Source organism: Oligosphaera ethanolica (genome assembly GCF_030814695.1).
GTDB lineage: Bacteria > Verrucomicrobiota > Lentisphaeria > Oligosphaerales > Oligosphaeraceae > Oligosphaera > Oligosphaera ethanolica.
Genome location: NZ_JAUSVL010000001.1, coordinates 3,357,814 through 3,375,338, shown reverse-complemented (window position 1 = coordinate 3,375,338; position 17,525 = coordinate 3,357,814). Strand labels below are relative to the sequence as shown.

General features: G+C 59.5%; 14 protein-coding genes and 1 tRNA gene. 8 read left to right on the top strand and 7 right to left on the bottom strand.

The genetic code is table 11. The features are described from left to right. Positions 1-14: 14 nt before the first annotated feature. The gene (locus tag J3R75_RS11650) at positions 15-2,126 is read right to left on the bottom strand and encodes an AMP-binding protein (RefSeq protein WP_307261730.1); all 2,112 of its coding nucleotides are present in this window, start codon (positions 2,124-2,126) and stop codon (positions 15-17) included. Between the two features lie 987 nt (positions 2,127-3,113). On the opposite strand from J3R75_RS11650, the gene smpB reads away from it, so the two are divergent. Together smpB and queA are read left to right on the top strand one after the other, a co-directional pair. Then, positions 3,114-3,563: an SsrA-binding protein SmpB gene (gene smpB, locus J3R75_RS11645; protein ID WP_307261729.1), complete on the top strand. Its 450-nt coding sequence runs from the start codon at positions 3,114-3,116 to the stop codon at positions 3,561-3,563. Positions 3,564-3,611: 48 nt separating this feature from the next. Continuing rightward, complete coding sequence (gene queA / locus J3R75_RS11640; protein WP_307261727.1) at positions 3,612-4,649, top strand: tRNA preQ1(34) S-adenosylmethionine ribosyltransferase-isomerase QueA; 1,038 nt, start codon at positions 3,612-3,614, stop codon at positions 4,647-4,649. Between the two features lie 77 nt (positions 4,650-4,726). Here the strand turns inward: queA and J3R75_RS11635 are convergent, their stop codons facing one another. Continuing rightward, complete coding sequence (locus tag J3R75_RS11635; RefSeq protein WP_307261725.1) at positions 4,727-5,473, bottom strand: DUF1559 family PulG-like putative transporter; 747 nt, start codon at positions 5,471-5,473, stop codon at positions 4,727-4,729. Between the two features lie 1,113 nt (positions 5,474-6,586). Here J3R75_RS11635 and J3R75_RS11630 point away from each other — a divergent pair. Next, positions 6,587-6,763, top strand: coding sequence for a hypothetical protein (locus J3R75_RS11630; RefSeq protein ID WP_307261724.1), 177 nt, complete (start codon positions 6,587-6,589; stop codon positions 6,761-6,763). A 19-nt stretch (positions 6,764-6,782) separates the two neighbouring features. Here the strand turns inward: J3R75_RS11630 and J3R75_RS11625 are convergent, their stop codons facing one another. The 3 genes from J3R75_RS11625 to uvrB are packed head-to-tail and all read right to left on the bottom strand — an operon-like array spanning position 6,783 to position 10,484. After that, a complete protein-coding gene (locus J3R75_RS11625; protein WP_307261722.1) occupies positions 6,783-7,751 on the bottom strand; it encodes a 2-thiouracil desulfurase family protein in 969 nt (322 codons plus the stop codon). Positions 7,752-7,803: 52 nt separating this feature from the next. Next, the gene (locus J3R75_RS11620; protein ID WP_307261720.1) at positions 7,804-8,487 is read right to left on the bottom strand and encodes an HD domain-containing protein; all 684 of its coding nucleotides are present in this window, start codon (positions 8,485-8,487) and stop codon (positions 7,804-7,806) included. 32 nt (positions 8,488-8,519) lie between these two features. Further along, positions 8,520-10,484: an excinuclease ABC subunit UvrB gene (uvrB, locus tag J3R75_RS11615; RefSeq protein WP_307261718.1), complete on the bottom strand. Its 1,965-nt coding sequence runs from the start codon at positions 10,482-10,484 to the stop codon at positions 8,520-8,522. A 175-nt stretch (positions 10,485-10,659) separates the two neighbouring features. On the opposite strand from uvrB, the gene J3R75_RS11610 reads away from it, so the two are divergent. The 3 genes from J3R75_RS11610 (at position 10,660) to J3R75_RS11600 (ending at position 13,670) form a co-directional block, all read left to right on the top strand. Then, on the top strand, positions 10,660-11,850 hold the full coding sequence (locus J3R75_RS11610) for a glycosyltransferase family 4 protein (protein ID WP_307261716.1): 1,191 nt from the start codon (positions 10,660-10,662) through the stop codon (positions 11,848-11,850). Between the two features lie 298 nt (positions 11,851-12,148). Next, a complete protein-coding gene (locus tag J3R75_RS11605; protein WP_307261715.1) occupies positions 12,149-13,438 on the top strand; it encodes a nickel-dependent putative hexonate epimerase in 1,290 nt (429 codons plus the stop codon). Positions 13,439-13,593: 155 nt separating this feature from the next. After that, positions 13,594-13,670: transfer RNA gene (locus J3R75_RS11600), tRNA-Met, on the top strand. A gap of 280 nt (positions 13,671-13,950) precedes the next feature. On the opposite strand, the gene J3R75_RS11595 is transcribed toward J3R75_RS11600, so the two are convergent. Beyond that, positions 13,951-15,102: a type II toxin-antitoxin system HipA family toxin gene (locus tag J3R75_RS11595; protein ID WP_307261713.1), complete on the bottom strand. Its 1,152-nt coding sequence runs from the start codon at positions 15,100-15,102 to the stop codon at positions 13,951-13,953. Then, entirely contained in the window at positions 15,099-15,410 is a 312-nt protein-coding gene (locus tag J3R75_RS11590; RefSeq protein WP_307261711.1) for a helix-turn-helix transcriptional regulator, read from the bottom strand. The genes J3R75_RS11595 and J3R75_RS11590 overlap by 4 nt, the downstream gene beginning before the upstream one ends. A 306-nt stretch (positions 15,411-15,716) precedes the next feature. Between J3R75_RS11590 and J3R75_RS11585 the strand changes: the two genes are divergently transcribed. Then, positions 15,717-16,745, top strand: a complete 1,029-nt coding sequence (locus J3R75_RS11585) for a LacI family DNA-binding transcriptional regulator (RefSeq protein ID WP_307261709.1) — start codon at positions 15,717-15,719, stop codon at positions 16,743-16,745. Positions 16,746-16,749: 4 nt separating this feature from the next. Continuing rightward, positions 16,750-17,436 carry a type II secretion system protein gene (locus J3R75_RS11580; RefSeq protein ID WP_307261708.1) on the top strand — a complete coding sequence of 229 codons (687 nt, stop codon included), beginning with the start codon at positions 16,750-16,752 and terminating at the stop codon, positions 17,434-17,436. Positions 17,437-17,525: the final 89 nt, after the last annotated feature.

Sequence of the window (17,525 nt, the reverse complement as noted above, 5' to 3'; positions counted from 1 at the left end):
CGTCCTCGCTTGCTTCACGTCAGTTCATTTTTCACCACTTTACCGGCAGGATTGCGCGGTAAGGCATCGATAAACGTAATGACGTGGGGAATCTTGTAGGAGGGCAGGACCTTATGGCAATGCCGGCGCAGGTCCACCTCGGTCAGACCGCTGTCCGGCTCAGCGACCACGTAGGCCTTGATCAGTTCGCCCAGCGATTCGCGCACGCCCGTAGCCGGAATGCCCTTCACCGCCGCCTCTTTGACCTTGTCCAGCAGCATCAGTGCCGCCTCGACCTCGGCCGCAAAGACATTCTCGCCACCAACAATGATCATGTCCTTCTTGCGCCCTTTGATGAAAGTGTAGCCATCGGCATCCTTGCTGGCCAAGTCGCCCGTGCGGAACCACCGACGGCCGTCCATCTCGACCAGCGCTTCCTCCAGTCGCCCCGGCTGCCGCCAGTAGCCGGCAATGACATTCTCCCGCGCGAACAATAGCTCGCCGACTTCGTCCGGCCCACAGTCACTGCCGTCTTCACGCACAATTCTCGCCGTGACAAAGGGCAGCGTCCGCCCAATGGAATCGGGGCGCTCCAGCGATGCGTCGCCATGCAGGACATGCGTCGCCGAAATCGTCTCGGTCAAACCGAAGAAATTATGCAACGCGACTTCGGGGAAGAGCTCCTGCAAACGGCGGACGGTCTTCACCGGCATGAAGGAGCCAGCGTAACCGATCACGCGCAAGGAGCTCAGGTCGTAACGAGCCAGATTCGGCAACGCCACCACGCGTTGCAGGATGGCCGGAACCGTCAGGAAGGTCGTAATCCGTTCGCGTTGAACCAGGCTCAACAGCGCATCGGGCTGCGTCTCAGCCGTGATGATCACCGGGCATTGCTGGTGGGCCGCCGCCGGCAGGGAACTGTACAGCGCCGTGCAGTGGAACATGGGATTGACCAGCAGATGGATGTCGCCACGCCGGAAGCCCTGGGCATTGATAGTCGTCATCACATTGAAGATCAGATCGTTATGCCGCATGACCGCGCCCTTTGGCGCCGCCGTCGTGCCAGACGTGTGCATGATGATCGACGGCAAGTCCTCCGGCAAGTCCTCCCGAGCGGGCTTTGCACCGGCCACAAACAGCGACGCGAAGCCGCCGAAGGCCGCGTCGTCGTCCAGGCTGAATACCGGCAGGGCCGGCCGTTTACCGGCACTGGTCAGAATCTCCTTGTCGCCGCGCCCCTGCACAATGAGCACATCGGGGGCGACTGTGGCTAAAATCGCATCAAGGCTATCCTCCTTCAACCACGGATTGATCGGCACAATAACACCGCCGATCTTCACCAGCGCCCAGTAGAGCAAGAAGTACTCCATGCTATTCGGCAGGCATACCGCCACCATTGGGCGGGCCTTGCCCGCAGCGCGCTGCAGCCCCACGGCGAGCTCGCCGGCAAGAGCGTCGGCCTCGCCGTAGCTCAGGCGGCGTTCACCGCAAACCGCCGCAAGCTGCGCGGGCACCAGCGCGACTGCTTCGTCCCAGAAGTCCCGAGTCGTCCGCAGACGCTGCTTGCGCACGGGCCGCTCCTGGTAGCCCGACCACGCCGTCAGTACCGGCGCTATCTGGTCTGCCACCCGGCGATTGCCGTGCTCATTGGGATGATTGCGATCGCCCCAACAGCAGCGGTCGTCAATGATGTCCTGCTGGATATTGGCCACGTAGGGACAGCCGTGGCTCTCGGCGACGGCGCGCTCCAGCTCGCGATACGCCCGCGAACGCTCGTCGCTGCCGTAGTCCTTCTCGCGCAACTGGCCGCTCGTCGGATCGCGATACAGCCCGAAGACGCCCAGCACCGCCACCTTCGCACCAATCGCCTGGATGCGTTCAATGATTTCCGCGAGATCCGCCGCCCACACCGCCGGCGGCCGCTCGTCACGCCACCAGTCATTGGCGCCGTACTCAACCAACACGGCGTCCGGACGCTCCGCCAATACGTCGCTCGCCAGACGCTCCTTCGCTTCAACAAAGGTCTGCCCGCCAATGCCACGATTGACAATGCGCAACTCCGGAAAACGATCCTGCAAAATGTCGCTGTAACGACCGCCGGGGCCACCGCAGGACGTCAGACTGTCACCAAAACATATCACTTTCATTGCATCGCCTTTCTGCCGCTGAGAACCAGTGCCTGTTCGTGGAGGAAACCGTAAATCGCCAGCACGGCCTTAATGTACGGCATATCCAGACGAGGACAACAACCCGCCCGCCGCCGCTTTGTCATCCTGGGACCGCCGTAATCAGTCAGTGATTGATAACCAAAACTGTGGTGCCTCTACGAGGCACTGCCTGTTGGTAGACTGCGTCCCCAGGCTAAAGCCTGGGGTTAAGCATGGTTAAGCGCCTACGGCGCAAAACATAGCCATTTAATGATGGTGGCATTCGGCCGGATCGGACAAAGCAAGTCGTCAGATCGGCCAAGTTCGGCCCGGAGGGCCGTACCATGCGTAACCCCGGGTGAGGCGCCCGAAGGGCGACGCAACCCGGGGTGTGACAGTAACTTGGAATTGCGCCCGGAGGGCGCCACATTGACTTGACACGTCACGCCTCACTTGCTTACCTGGGGTTGACGTCGGCGACATGCCTAGCATTCAATATCCATCACTCCTATGAAACCGGCTGCCGCAAAGGTCGGCGGAAATCAAGGTCGGATGGCTGGGCGGCGGCGGGCCGTGGGTTTCCTGCAAATTGTCCCCGGTGTTTTCCCCACCGGGGTGGTTACTGACCGATTACGGACCGCCGTTCCGGCAGCATTCATCTCTTGGGACCGCATCCTGAGACCGCCGCCGTCCCGGCGGCTTTTGAGCGCTGAAAGCGCGAAACATACCAGCCCAGGGCAAGCGACGCCCTGGGTCAGGCGCCAATATTGCTCGTATTCCTCGGCCTCTTTGGTTCCAGTCGGCGAAGCTGACTGGAACCAAAGAGGCAATGGAACCCAATGCAACGTCTTCGCCGTCCAGTACCTTATCCTCCCCGGCGTTTTTCCGCTCCACGCTCAGCGCGGCTTTTATCGCCTCTTTGGCGGATTATAGTAACAGCTTGTCTTTGTTTTCGTCAAGGCGCCCGTTTTTTTGCTTTCAGCCACCATGAAAAACATCATTCAGAATAAAAAAGCCCGGCACGACTACGCAGTGCTGGAGCATTTCGAAGCCGGCATTGAACTGACCGGCACCGAAGTGAAGTCCTGCCGCGCCGGCGGCGTGTCGCTCACCGACGCCTATGCCGCCGTGCAGGACGGCCAGCTGCTCCTGCAGAGCGCGCACATCGCGCCCTACGAACAAGGCAACCGCAATAATCACCAGCCGCGCCGAACCCGCCGGCTGCTGATGCATAAACGCGAGATCCTCCGCCTCAAGAAAAGCGTGGAAAGCAAAGGCCTGACGCTGGTACCGTTGTCGATGTATTTCAACGACAAGGGCAAAGTGAAGGTCGAACTGGCATTATGCCGCGGCAAGAACGTCCACGACAAGCGCGAAGCCATTAAGAAACGCACTGACGACCGTGAGATCCGCCGCGTCATCAGCGCCCGTCGTTAGACCGGCGCACCATTCCAGCCTGGCTTTTCAGCTCAACGAGTCCCACGCATGAACGTATCCGACTTCGATTATCATCTACCACCCGAGCTCATCGCCCAGCATCCCGCGCAACGGCGGGAAGACTCGCGCATGCTCGTTATTGACCGGTGCAGCGGTGCCCATCAGGCACGGCATTTCACCGACTTCGCGTCCTACCTGCAGGCCGGCGACTGCCTCGTCCTCAATGACACCCGCGTGATACCCGCGCGTCTCTGGGGCCACCGCATGCCCACCGGCGGCCGCGTCCAGGCATTCCTCCTCGAACAACTCGGCAACGCCCGCTGGCAGTGCCTGCTGCGCCCCGGCCGCCGCCTGCCGCCGGGATCACGCGTCGAACTCGAACACAAAGAAAGCGGCGGTTTCATCGTCGAAGAGAAAAATGACGACGGCACCTTCTGCGTTCGTTTTGATCACGACGACGTCCTGGCTATTCTCGACAAAGACGGCAAGACGCCCCTGCCACCCTACATCGACCGCGAGCCCTCCGACGAAGACAAGATTCGCTACCAGACGGTCTACGCCCAGCAACCGGGCGCCGTGGCGGCGCCCACCGCCGGGCTGCATTTCACCCCGGAGATTCTCAATGGCCTGCAGGAAAAAGGCGTGCGCATCGCGCGACTGACTCTGCACGTCGGTGCCGGCACCTTCAAGCCCGTCGCCGTCGAACGCATCGAAGACCACGTCATGCACGAAGAGACCTACGTGCTGTCACCCGAGTGCGCCGACACCATTAACCGCGCCCACGACGAGGGCAACCGCGTCTTCTGCGTCGGCACAACCACCGTCCGCGTCCTCGAGACCTGCGCCGACCCGACAACGCGCCGCGTCAAACCCGGCTCCGGCCGCACGGACATCTTTCTCTACCCACCACGCATACCCGTCATTCCCGACGGCCTCCTCACCAATTTTCACCTGCCGCAATCGACTTTGCTGATGCTCGTCTGCACCTTCTGCGACCACCAGCACGTTATGGCCGCCTATGACTTCGCCGTCAAAGAGCACTTCCGCTTCTACAGCTACGGCGACTGCATGCTACTCGTGCCATAAAAAACGCCAGCCACCCGGCGCAACGCCGAATGGCTGGCAGTACGTTTCACGATGGCTTGTAACTCAGGCTCCCGCACTCAGTAGTCGAAATAGGTCTTGAGGCTGTGCACGCGGTCGTTGCTGGTATCATCGGGCGTCAACCCGAAGACATTGTAGCGCATCGCAATGCCTTTGCGGAATTCGACATGGCCGTCGAGCATACCGAGATTGCCACCGTCGTTGTGATTACGGTCGGCCGTGCTGCCACTTTCCAAGTGGCCCCAGGTATCACCAAAATCCTCGGCAGCGTACTTCGCCACGGAAGTCGGCCGCAGTACCGTTTCGTTGCTCAGCCGGCGGTTTTCACGCATAAAAGCCACCTCAGACGGCCGCTTGACCGCACTCTGGGGCATGGCAGTCTGGAAAATGACGCCATTGAAAAAATAGCCGATTTCGTACACGCCGATTTGCGGCGCGTAGTCGCCGGTCACCACGGAATTGGCCGACGGGCATTTCCACACTTTGTAATCGCCAATAAAAGGATGCAGGCGTCCGTAGAACGATGTCACTGACGATGCCTTGGATGTGCTGCTGTTGGGGCCCCAGCAGCCCGAGCTGTACTGGTAGGGCGCGTGCCCATTTTCGTCCGTGTACATGGCCAGCGCCAGCCCGAACTGCTTGACGTTGCTGGCGCAAGAAATGGCCCTCGCTTTCTCGCGCGCTTTCGACAAGGCCGGCAACAGCATCGCCGCCAAGATAGCGATAATCGCAATCACCACCAGCAACTCAATTAGGGTGAACTCCCCCGATACGCCACCTGATTTACGTCTGCGCACATTCAGCATGACAATCCCTTTCACCGTTGATGCACTCTCTCTTGGCTGGGCAGATAAAGAACCGCCACAACATTGCAAAGTGTACTTCATTCATCTGTGCCTGACAAGAGCTGCGACCAACAATTAGTCGATAGTAGCGTAATCGGTCAGTGATTGATAACCAAAACTGTGGTGCCTCTACGAGGCACTACCTGTTGGCAGGCCGCGTCCCCAGGCTAAAGCCTGGGGTTAAGCATGGTTAAGCGCCTACGGCGCAGAAACATAGCCATTGAATGATGGTGGTTTTCGGCTCGGATCGGACAAATCACGTCGTCAGGTCGGCCAAGTTCGGCCCGGAGGGCCGTACCATGCATAACCCCGGGCATGGTTAAGCGCCTACGGCGCAGAAACATAGCCATTGAATGATGGTGGTTTTCGGCTCGGATCGGACAAATCACGTCGTCAGGTCGGCCAAGTTCGGCCAAGTTCGGCCCGCAGGGCCGTACCATGCATAACCCCGGGCATGGTTAAGCGCCTACGGCGAAGAAACATAGCCATTGAATGATGGTGGTTTTTGGCTCGGATCGGACAAATCACGTCGTCAGTTCGGCCAAGTTCGGCCAAGTTCGGCCCGCAGGGCCGTACCATGCATAACCCCGGGCATGGTTAAGCGCCTACGGCGAAGAAACATAGCCATTGAATGATGGTGGTTTTCGGCTCGGATCGGACAAATCACGTCGTCAGTTCGGCCAAGTTCGGCCCGGAGGGCCGTACCATGCATAACCCCGGGTGAGGCGCCCGGAGGGCGCCGCAACCCGGGGTGTGACAGCAACTTGGAATTGCGCCCGGAGGGCGCCACATTGGCGAGGCACGCCGCTTCCCACGATGCCAGAACGAGGCATGACGTGCATCCGTTCTCAATGGCTCCTATGAAACCGATGCTCTGCATTTAACGGTATCCATGGCACTTGTTGTTTCAACCAAGCAGCCTTTTCTCGTCGTGCATTTCCGCCGCGAAGCGGCAGAAGCGCTGAAAGCGCGGACTAAGATAGCCCAGGGCGGCGCGCGCCTTCGGCGCCGCTTGCCCTGGGCTATCTTAGGGCGCACCTTCGGTGCTCAAAACCTCGGCGAATGATCTTGTGCATGGTTACCAATCAACTCATCGCCGGCGATTGCCGCATGCTATGTGAAGAGCATTGCTCCCATGAAATCCGCTGCCTGGTTAGCCACCTATGGGTAATGGCTGGACGGCGACTGGCCGTGGGTTTCCTGCAAATTGTCCCCGGTGTTTTCCCCACCGGGGTGTACACTGACCGATAACATTGTAGCTCGCCCCCTTTTAGCCCCGCAAGGTCAGCAGCCAGGCGGCAAGCCAGGCGCCCAAAGCTGTCCACAGCCACTGCGACCACGGCCAGCGCCGGCGCTGCCAACGGCAAAGCAGCCCATGCCCAAGCGCCACCAGGGCCAGCAACGGCAACAGCCGAAACGCGAAGGGATGATACACGCCGGCACCGCGCCAGTCACCCGCAAGCAGCGCTTGCCAACCGCGCGTAAAGCCGCAGCCGGGACAGGTCAGGCGACCATGACTCAAATAATGCAGTGGACAGGGCGGCAAATAGCGCGATAAAGCCGGACTGGAGAGCATAAACGCCAGCAGCGCCAACAACAGCGCCAAGATCACCAGCAGCCAACGGCGGTCGCGACGCAGGCGCTGATGGACGCGCAGACGCGCCAGAAACAGCTCCCGTTGCGCCGCGCTGCGCAGGTCTTCGTCCTCTGCCAAGGACAGCTCGGGGATGTCGCGCTTAAGCGCCGCCGCAAATAGCCCGTCGCAAAACACGCCAGGCGCCGAGGCGCCATCGGAGGCAGTCCCGCCGACCGATTTTGGCGCGCCCTCGCCGGCGCTGGCGCTGTAAGTAGCCAACCCGGGATTGCCGTTCTGTCCTGGCACCCCGTCATGCAGTAGCGCGGTGCCGATGGCGCAGCTGGGGCTGCGGGCTTTCAGTATGGCGCCATCGAGACCACCGCGACGCAGCGCGGGCAGCGTCGCCGCGATCCACGCGTCGAGTTGCGGCGTGCAGTCATGCCCCTCGGGGGTGATAGCGGCGATACGGCCGTCGGCCAGCCGATAGAGGTCCATGGGCGGCCGCGGCACGCCCAGGCCGGCATCGGTTTCCGGGCAGAGTGGCACCCACTCCACGTCGGGCGCCAGGGCGGCGATAAGCTCCGGCGCGCCTTTGGCGCGACCGTCATAGCGCGTATTCCGCCCAAGCAGACAAGCGCTAATGCCTACGCGTGGTTTTGCCATCGTGCCTCTCCAATCACTGCGGCTTCGCGATTGCGCGCCGCGCTGGGCGCAATCACGTCGCCAGGTCCTCGCCACGCACTTCGCGGTTGATCTCGTCGAAAAAATCCACCATGAACTGATGCCGGCGTTCGGCGAGAGCCCGGCCGCTGGGCGTGAGAATGCAGTCGCGCAAATAGCGCAACTTCACCAAGTATTCCCGGTAGGCCGAGTCCTCCACGCTATAGCTGGCGGAATTGAGAGCCTCTTCCTCGCGATTGTGTACGCGTGCGCCGACGCGGCCGGCAAAATGAAAAGACCGGCCGATGCCGATCGCGCCCATGCTGTCCAATTTATCCGCGTCATAGACGATTTTGGCCTCGAGGCTCTGCGGACCGACGCCATCGCGCTGGCGGTAGCGATGGCTGCGCACGCATTCGGCAACGGCGTCAATGAAGGCATGGCAGCTGACGCCTAGGCCGGCGAGGACCTCCGGCGTCATGACGGCGCCCAGCCGCGCATGGCAGGTCCGTCCCTGGTCGCGTAATTCGGCGACGCGGCCAATGTCGTGCATCAGCGCGGCGACCTCGACCAGTAGCATATCCGCCGATTCCAGCTCGGCCAAGTGCCGCGCCGTCCGCCACACGCGCTGGGTGTGATCCCAGTCATGACAGGACGGACTCTCCGCCAGTAATTCCCGTACTTTCGCCTCGACTTTCGCTACCAACCCGGCAGCCCATACCTGATCCTGATAGGCCATTACAGTCCTTTCCACGGTGCGCTACGCGGCGCTTATTTCTTCTTCAATTTGATGATTTGATCGCGGAGCATCGCGGCGCGCTCGAATTCCAGCGTTGCGGCGGCCTCCTGCATTTCCTGTTCGAGCTGGCGGATGGTCTCCAGCACGTCGTAGACGCTCTCTTCCTCGCCGATCGTGTCGGCGACCGTCCGTTCGGCTTCTTCGTAAATGCGCAGGCTGGTCTGGATATTGCGCCGGATCGTCGTGGGCGTAATGCCATTTTCGGCGTTGTAGGCCTTTTGTTTTTCGCGCCGATCCTGCGTCAGCGTGATCATCCGCTGCATGCTGTCGGTAATTTTGTCGGCGTAGAGAATGACCTTGCCGCCTTCGTTACGGGCAGCGCGGCCCGCCGTCTGGATCAGCGAGCGCTCCGAGCGCAGAAAGCCCTCCTTGTCCGCATCCAAGACGGCCACCAGCGACACCTCAGGCAAATCCAGGCCCTCGCGCAGCAGATTGATGCCCACCAGGCAGTCGAATTCGCCAGCACGCAGGCTGCGCAGGATATCCACACGCTCAATGGCGTCCAGATCGGAATGCAGATAGCGGCTGCGGACGTCGAGTTTGCGCAGATAATCCGATAGATCTTCGGCCATGCGCTTGGTCAGCGTCGTCACCAGCACGCGCTCATTGCGGGCGGCGCGCAGGCGTATTTCTTCAATGACGTCATCGACCTGGTCAGCCAGCGGGCGCACTTCGACCTCGGGGTCGAGCAGGCCAGTCGGTCGCACGACCTGCTCCACCGGCGTGGTCAGGCTCATCTCGTAATCGCTCGGCGTCGCCGACACAAACACGATGTTGTGCTGCAAGTCCGAGAACTCCTCGAAGGTAAGCGGGCGATTGTCCAGCGCCGACGGCAGGCGAAAGCCGTTGTCCACCAGCGTCTGCTTGCGGTTGCGATCAGCGCGCGCCATCGCCTGCACCTGCGGCAGCGTCGCATGCGATTCGTCGATGATCGTCACGAAATCATCGGGGAAATAATCCACCAGCGTGTAGGGCCGTGAACCCGGCGCGCGGCCGGTGAGATGCCGCGAGTAGTTCTCGATACCCGAGCAGTAGCCGATTTCCTTGAGCATTTCCATATCGTAGGTCGTGCGCTGGTGGATGCGCTGTGCCTCGACCAGGTGATTCTCACGCTCGAATTTGGCGACCTGTTCGTCCAATTCCTGCAGGATGCTCGCCTCGGCGGCTTTGACGCGCTCCTGCGGCAGGACGAAGTGCTTGGCCGGAAAGATAATCGCTTCCTGCAGGTCCTCGGTCATCTTGCGCGTGGTCGGGTCATGCCGCGTCACTCGCTCGACAGTGTCGCCCCAAAACTCCACCCGCAGGAAGTCCTCGCGGTGCGACGGATAAATCTCCAGGGTGTCGCCGGCCGCGCGAAATTGCCCGCGCTCCGGGGCGATGTCGTTGCGCGTGTACTGGATCTCCACCAGCTTGCGCAGCAGTTCGTCGCGGGACAAATCCTGGCTGACGAGTACCTTCGCGCGCATGTCAGAAAAGTCTTCCGGCGAGCCCAAGCCGTACAGGCAGGACACGCTGGCCACGACGATCACATCCCGGCGTTCAAGCAGCGCGCCCGTTGCCGCCAGCCGCAGGCGCTCCAGGCCGTCATTGATGGCGCTGTCTTTGGCGATGTAGGTGTCCGTCTGCGGAATGTACGCCTCGGGCTGGTAATAGTCGTAGTAACTGACAAAGTACTCGACGGCGTTCTCGGGGAAGAAGCTCTTGAGCTCACTGTAGAGCTGCGCCGCCAGGGTCTTGTTGTGGGACACCACCAGCGTCGGCCGCTGTACTTTGGCAATCATGTTGGCCAGCGTGAAGGTCTTGCCTGACCCCGTCACGCCCAGCAGGGTCTGATAGCGGTCACCGCGCTCAATACCGCGCGCCAACGCGTCAATCGCTTGCGGCTGGTCACCCGCCGGCTGGTATTCCGAATGGACAATAAATGGCTTGTCTGGCATAATGTCTTCCCACGGCCATGATTATTTCATGCGTCAGAGCGTCGCACGACCGCTGCCGGCCTATCGCGTGTTGTCAGTTGCGCATCAGGAAAATCGCCGGCCGCTCTCTTTGCTGGTCATGCGGCGTGAACATACTATAATACAGCCGCAGTCATTGCACGGAAGCTCATCCGCAATGCCCCACGATGCCACCATCCTCCTGCCCGTCACCCCGCAACGCCAGCCGGCCACCCCGAAACACGCCATGCCTGACCGCACTATGCGCATTTTGTTCCTGGACAGCGCGCCTTTCCACGGCGGCGCCCAAGAAAGCCTGCGCACGCTGATCCAGGCCCTACATGACCAGGGCGTCGCTATGCAACTCGTCGCCGCCGACCACGCGCCCGGCGGTCTCCTTGACGACGCCCAACAGCGCGGCCTGCCTGTCCACGCCATCCGCGCGCGACACTGGCCGGCAAACGCCAGCGGCCTCTGGCAATTCGTCCGCGACCGTCGTGCCTGCACCAGCATCATCGCTGCGGCCGTAGCGGATTTTGCTCCGACGATCATCCACGCCAATGGCCTGCGCGCCGCCATGCTGCTGAGTCCACGCCTCATCCGCAACGCGGCCGTTGTCATCCATGACCGCGATCTGCAAGCACCAGCAGGCCTCGCCGGCGTGCTTGCGCGCCGTTTATCGCCGCAGGTCGTGGCCATATCCGGGGCCGTCGCCCAAAAATGGTCGCTGCTGCCGCCCGGGCGCCTCTGCGTAATCCCCAACGGCTTCGATCTCGCTGCCATCGCCGCCACGCCCCCGGCAATAACGCCTTTCCCGGCGGACGCCATCGTGGTGACCATCGCCGCCGATTTCATCGCCTGGAAGAACCACCGGTTGTTTCTTGACGCCATCGCCTTGCTGCGGCAAAACCGCCCAGCCCTGCGCGCGATCATTCGTGGCCGCGCCCGTGACCGCCAAGGCGAAACGCTCCTCGCGGAACTCCGCCGACACTGCACACGCCAGGGCCTGGACGACGTCGTGCTCTTCGTCACCGCCCCCGGCCCGGCGCTCCCGTGGATTGCCGCTACCGACGTCCTGGCCGCAATGGCCACTGCCGAACCCTTCGGCCGCACCCTCATCGAAGCACTCGCCCTCGGCAAACCCGTCGTGGCCTGCACCGGCGCCGGCCACTCCGAAGTCCTCGCCGACTGCCCCGCCGCCACACTCTGTGCACCCGATCCCGCCGCCATCGCCACCGCGCTGGCGCAGTGGGTCGACGACGCTCCCGCGCGCGCCGCTGCTGCTGCCTCTGCACGCGCCCACGCCACCCGCTATTCCTTGCGCACCCACAGCGACACCATGCGCGCCCTCTTCCAATCACTATCTTGAATTGGCCATCATCTACCGGCGGCCTTGCCAGCGCCTGTCGCGACATTACGTTATTACGCCAAAAAAACATTCGCATTTATTCGTGTCCATTCGTGTTCATTCGTGTTCCTTCGTGGTTCCCACCGATTTCCCTTCGTGGTTCCCACCCGCTCTTGCCAACCTTCCCCCCCCTGTGGCGGACGCCAGTCCGCCACAGAGTTATTCGTGCCCATTTGCATTTATTCGTGTCCATTCGTGTCCATTCGTGGTTCCCACCGATTTCTATTCGTGGTTCCCACCCAACAACAAGGAACGCCCCATGACGACCTACGCCCATAAAGCCGGCACCACCCTTGCCATCAGCGACGCCGAAAAGCTCGCCATGCTCCGCAACGCCCTGGCGCAAATCGACCGCCCGCTGAAGAAAGTGCTCATCATCCCGCCGGATTTCACCCGCCTGAACTCCAATGCCGGCCCGCTCACCAACATGCTCTACAAGCTGCTGAGCCCCACGGCGCAGGTGGACATCATTCCCGCGCTGGGCACGCACTTCGCCATGACTGAACACGAGATCAAAACCATGTTCGGTGCGGACATTCCCCTCGACCGCTTCATCGTCCACGACTGGCGCAACGACGTCGTCACCCTCGGCGAAGTCCCCGGCTCGCTCATCAAAGAGTGGTCGGAAGGCAAACTGGACTACAGCGTGCAGGTCCAGTGCAACAAAATCCTCTTCCAGGGCTACGACCTCATTCTCTCCGTGGGCCAAATCGTCCCCCACGAAGTCGTCGGCATGGCCAACTACACCAAGAACATCATGGTCGGCGTCGGCGGTTCGGACATGATCAACAAATCGCACTTCATCGGCGCGTCCTGCAATATGGAGAAGATCATGGGCGTCAACGACACGCCCGTGCGCAAACTCTTCAACTACGGCTGCAAGACCTTCCTGGGCGACCTGCCCATCCTCTACGTCCTCACCGTCATGGCCAAAAACCAGGAAACCAAGCGCATGGACATGCGCGGGCTCTTCATTGGCGATGACGACGAGACTTTCGCCATGGGCGTCAAACTCTCCCAGCAAGTCAATCTCGACCTCATGGACGAACCCGTCAAAAAAGCCGTCGTCTACCTCGACCCCGAAGAATTCAAAAGCACCTGGCTGGGCAACAAGGCCATCTACCGCACCCGCATGATGATCGCCGACGACGGCGACCTCATCATCCTCGCCCCCGCACTCAAGCAGTTCGGCGAAGACCCGCAAAATGACCGCGTCATCCGCAAATACGGCTACCACGGCACACCCGCCACCCTTAAAGCCGTCGCCGAAAACGAAGACCTGCGCCAAAACCTCGGCGCCGCCGCACACCTCATCCACGGCTCCAGCGAAGGACGCTTCCGCATCACCTACTGCCCAGGACCAAATATGCCCAAAGAAGACCTCGTCGCCGCCGGCTTCGACGTCGCCGACCTCGACACCATGATGCAACGCTACGACCCAAATACCCTCAAGGACGGCTTCAATACCCTCCCCAATGGCGAAAAAATCTTCTATATCTCCAACCCCGCCCTCGGCCTCTGGGCCCTCCGTGAAAAATTTCAGGCCTGACAAGTCACCCACTCAGGACGTCAGGTCCCCACCCACAGCCATGACCGTAACGTAAAAACCGGACAAGTCGGGAAAATCTTCAACTTTTTTGACAGTTCGCGCTTGCAAAATCCCCCCTCTACGGTATCTTAATCCTCGTTGTCAATGCTCAATGATGCGGGGTGGAGCAGCCCGGTAGCTCGTCAGGCTCATAACCTGAAGGCCGCAGGTTCAAATCCTGCCCCCGCTACCAATAACACGAACGGCGACCGTTGTTTCCAACGGCCGCCGTTCTGTTTTTTTGCCCAAAACACCGGACGACTCTTTCCCTAAGCAAGCTGACCGCCGCAAGAAAAGGCCCTGTGCGCGGCATGGGGGAAATAAGCACTATTCAAGGCAATCCATTCTGAACGAGCCTCGAACATTGGGGCAATGCATGTTGTAGCGGAAATGAAGGTGCCGCATAAAAATTAACTTTGGCAGCTGGACGGTTCAACCCATGTCGATGCCGTGTTATTAACAACTTTACTGGTTCAACATAGCCGATAATGGGCAATTGCGGCGTTGACCCGGTCCAGCATGAGGCGGAGCTCCTTGGCGACAATGTCTGCGGTTTGCGCCGCGACGATAAGATCGGCGTCGGTAATGCCACGGCCTTTGCCGTTTACCATCGCAGTCTGCTCGCCATTGATCCCTGCGGATGGCGTGAGATCATAAGCCGGTGCAAGCTGCCAGTGGGATTTGTCGTCCAGCAGGAACGAGAAGTTTTTACTGTGATCGTCCCGATTTCCACTTTTGACGTTGAAAATCATCCGCAAGACCATCTGTTCGACCTGCGGCCGATCTTTGACCAGAATCGTTGTCAGCTTTAACAGATTTTCGTAATCAAGACAACTGTAACGATGCGAGGCATGGAGCAATCCGCAAGCGGTGTGAACGTGCACTTTCCCTTCCGGAGTACGGTCGAAACGTTCGACGCCAAAGTACCCTTTCCCAAGTCGCGACGGAAAGAGGTGCGTTGCCGGCATCACAATCCCAGCCATCTTTGCGGCCAGTGAATAACGATACTCCAGTTCGCCAAAACCATTGCCGTCCCGCTTCTCGGTGAATTTAATGATCCATGGTGTGAATCCTGACGGACAGACCGCACCGCCGTGGATGATATGTTTGCGGTCCTGCGACACATACGCCGTAATCTTCGGTCGCGCGCCGCCCGATGAACCGTTGAGTTTGAGCAGTTCATCAAGAACTTCGGAATCTTTGCCGTCAAGGATGTTTTCGACTTCACCAGAAAGCGAATCCAGCTCCACCGGCAATATGGTGTCATCACCGGCATCCGCCGGTTCATATTCCAATGCGCCCATGGGATTATGCCCGATCAGCGAAAGTCGGTGCAGGGGCGTAATCGCATCATACCGCATACCTTGTTTCCGAAGTTTGCGATCCAACAACAGGCAGCCCCAGCCATCCGGCAGGCTATCATTGAAAAGTCCGTATAAGCCGTCAAAGGTATATTTGCCATCCTCAAACACACCGGGACGCAAGGGCAGTTTGAAAGGGGAAAGCTCAATACCGCTCGCGAGAAAATCCGGCGCGTATTCAAAGAAAATCCGACTGTTCTCCTCATACAGCAACCCGACCTGACAACGGCGTCCGTAAGCATGCAAAAAAACGTTGAGTTTCATTTTGATCTCGCGCGTTGGCGTTTTTGAGGCTCTTTCAAACCAAAGAGGGATTTTGGCAAAACATCTTGACGCAAAACCGATTCAAAATCGTCCAGCCGTCCCAGCACCAGAGCGATTTGCAACAGGTGTTTAAACTGAATCGCGCCCGTATTCTCAAAACGTTTGACTGTGCCGACCGCCACACCGACCCGACGAGCCAGCTCCACCTGCGGCATATTCAGGGCAAGACGCAACTGCCGTGCCTTGTTCGCCATATTCTTCATCACGTCCATCGGGGTCAATAACTGTATTTCATTATTATCAGTCATCTTTTTGTCCTTTATTGTCATTTATTCTAACTATGAGATAGTATAGCGTCCGATAAAACAAAAGCAAAAAACGGTAAACCGCTACAAAACAAGGTAAGTAATCGGTCAGTAACCACCCCAGTGTTTTCCCCACCGGGGTGGTTACTGACCGATTACGCCAAAAAATCCCTCCCCCACCCCAAAAATAAATTTGACAAATCACCGCCACAAATTATCATATGGCATTCGCGCAAACGTTTGCGCGTTTTTTAGGAGCCCCCCGCGCAAACGTTTGCGCAAATGCCACCCTACAGAGGATAGTCACCTATGGCGCGCGTAACCATCATCGACATAGCGCGGGAATCGGGAAAGAGCTACACGACGGTGAGTCGTGCTTTGAGCGACCATCCGCGGATCAGCATAGAGACCAAGGTATTGATACGTGCGACGGCGACTCGCCTGGGTTATTCACCGAACATGATGGCCAAGGGCCTGGTACAGAAGCGCACTCAGACCATCGGTCTCATCGCCACTGAGTTGAGCAATCCGGTTCGCAGCGAGTTGATAGAGGCATTGCGCCGGCAGGTGCATGCGTCGGGGTATCAGCTACTGGTCAGTGGTTATCAAGACGAGGACGAGCTCAGTTCGCGAATCCGCGACATGGCGGGGCGGCAAGTGGACGGGTTGATCATCGGCAAAATTACCGGTGTGGTTGAGAAGAAGGACTTCTGGCCGGCTCTGGAAGCCGCGCTCAAGCAGGACATTGCGGTTGTCACCTTCAGCAATGCCACAAGCGTTTGTGTCGACTGCCTCTGCATCGACTATGTCGCCATGGCGCGAAAACTGACTGAGCACTTCATCCGCAAGCACGGATTTCGCAACATCTGGTATCTCGGAGTAGACCGTAACACCATCCGCCAACGCGGTTATTTTGCGGCCATGCAAGCGGCGGGTTTGGAAAGCGCCAAGCGTTTATTTCTGTTGCCCGCGCAGGACATGCAAACGGCGCGAGACGCCATCGGCGATCTGTTGCAGCACGAGAGCAAGCCGCAAGCGATACTCTGCCACAACGACATTACCGCGATCGGGGTCATGAATGGCTTGCGCCAATGCGGCTACAGCGTACCCGAGGACATCGCCGTCGCGGGAATAGACAACCACCAGATTTCTTCTTTTTTCAACCCCGCGCTAACGACCGCCGGCGTTGCCTCGGAACGGGTCGCGGGAGCGATGATGAAGCTGCTGGAGGCCCGCCTGGGCCACAATCATCAATCTCCAGCCGTTGCAGTCCACTTGCCTTTTGAGACGTATTATCGCGAGTCCTGTGGTTGTTGTTGTGCGAACGAAGAGGAGTAGGGTCATGACGAACAAAGCATTGAGCTCCAAGTCCCCGCAGCGCGCCTTCACCTTGATTGAACTGCTGGTGGTTATCGCGATCATCGCCATTCTGGCGGCCATGCTCTTGCCAGCACTGAGCAAGGCCAGAGAAAAGGCCCGCGCCATATCCTGCACCAGCAATTTGAAGCAGATAGGCACAGCGGCCACCATGTATAGCGACACCTACGACGGCTTTGTATGCGTCAGTCAATACCATCCCGAGGGACAGACATCACAATTCTACCGCTTCCAGGATCTGTTGGCGCCGTTTGTCGGCGATTACAAGGCCTATGTCTGTCCTTCAAAATCGTTCACGACAACGTCCAACCGGCCGACAGGGACACCCAGCCCAATGACGTTCTCTTACGGTTGCCACCAGAACACAGTGGGGCAAATCAAACTCTACTCATCGACGGGCCTCTATACCAAGGACGCGCGATTGATTTCGGCTTTTACCAAACCCAGCCAGACGATACAGGCGGTTGATTGCCAAACCTTGAATATGTGGGAAAGATTCCATGTCGACAAGGCCTATGCGACCGGCGGTTCCGCTTATTACCTGGGTGATTGGCACATGAATTCGTTCAACGCGCAGTTTATCGACGGCCATGTGGAAAGCATGCGGGCAGCACCATACAACAAGCACTGGATACCCCAGCCGACGCAATGATATCGTCGTGGATGGGTTCTCATCGCCGACGGGAAAAGGCCTACGCGGTTCTTTTTCCTGCGGGAGACGGTACCTAACGCCCATGAATC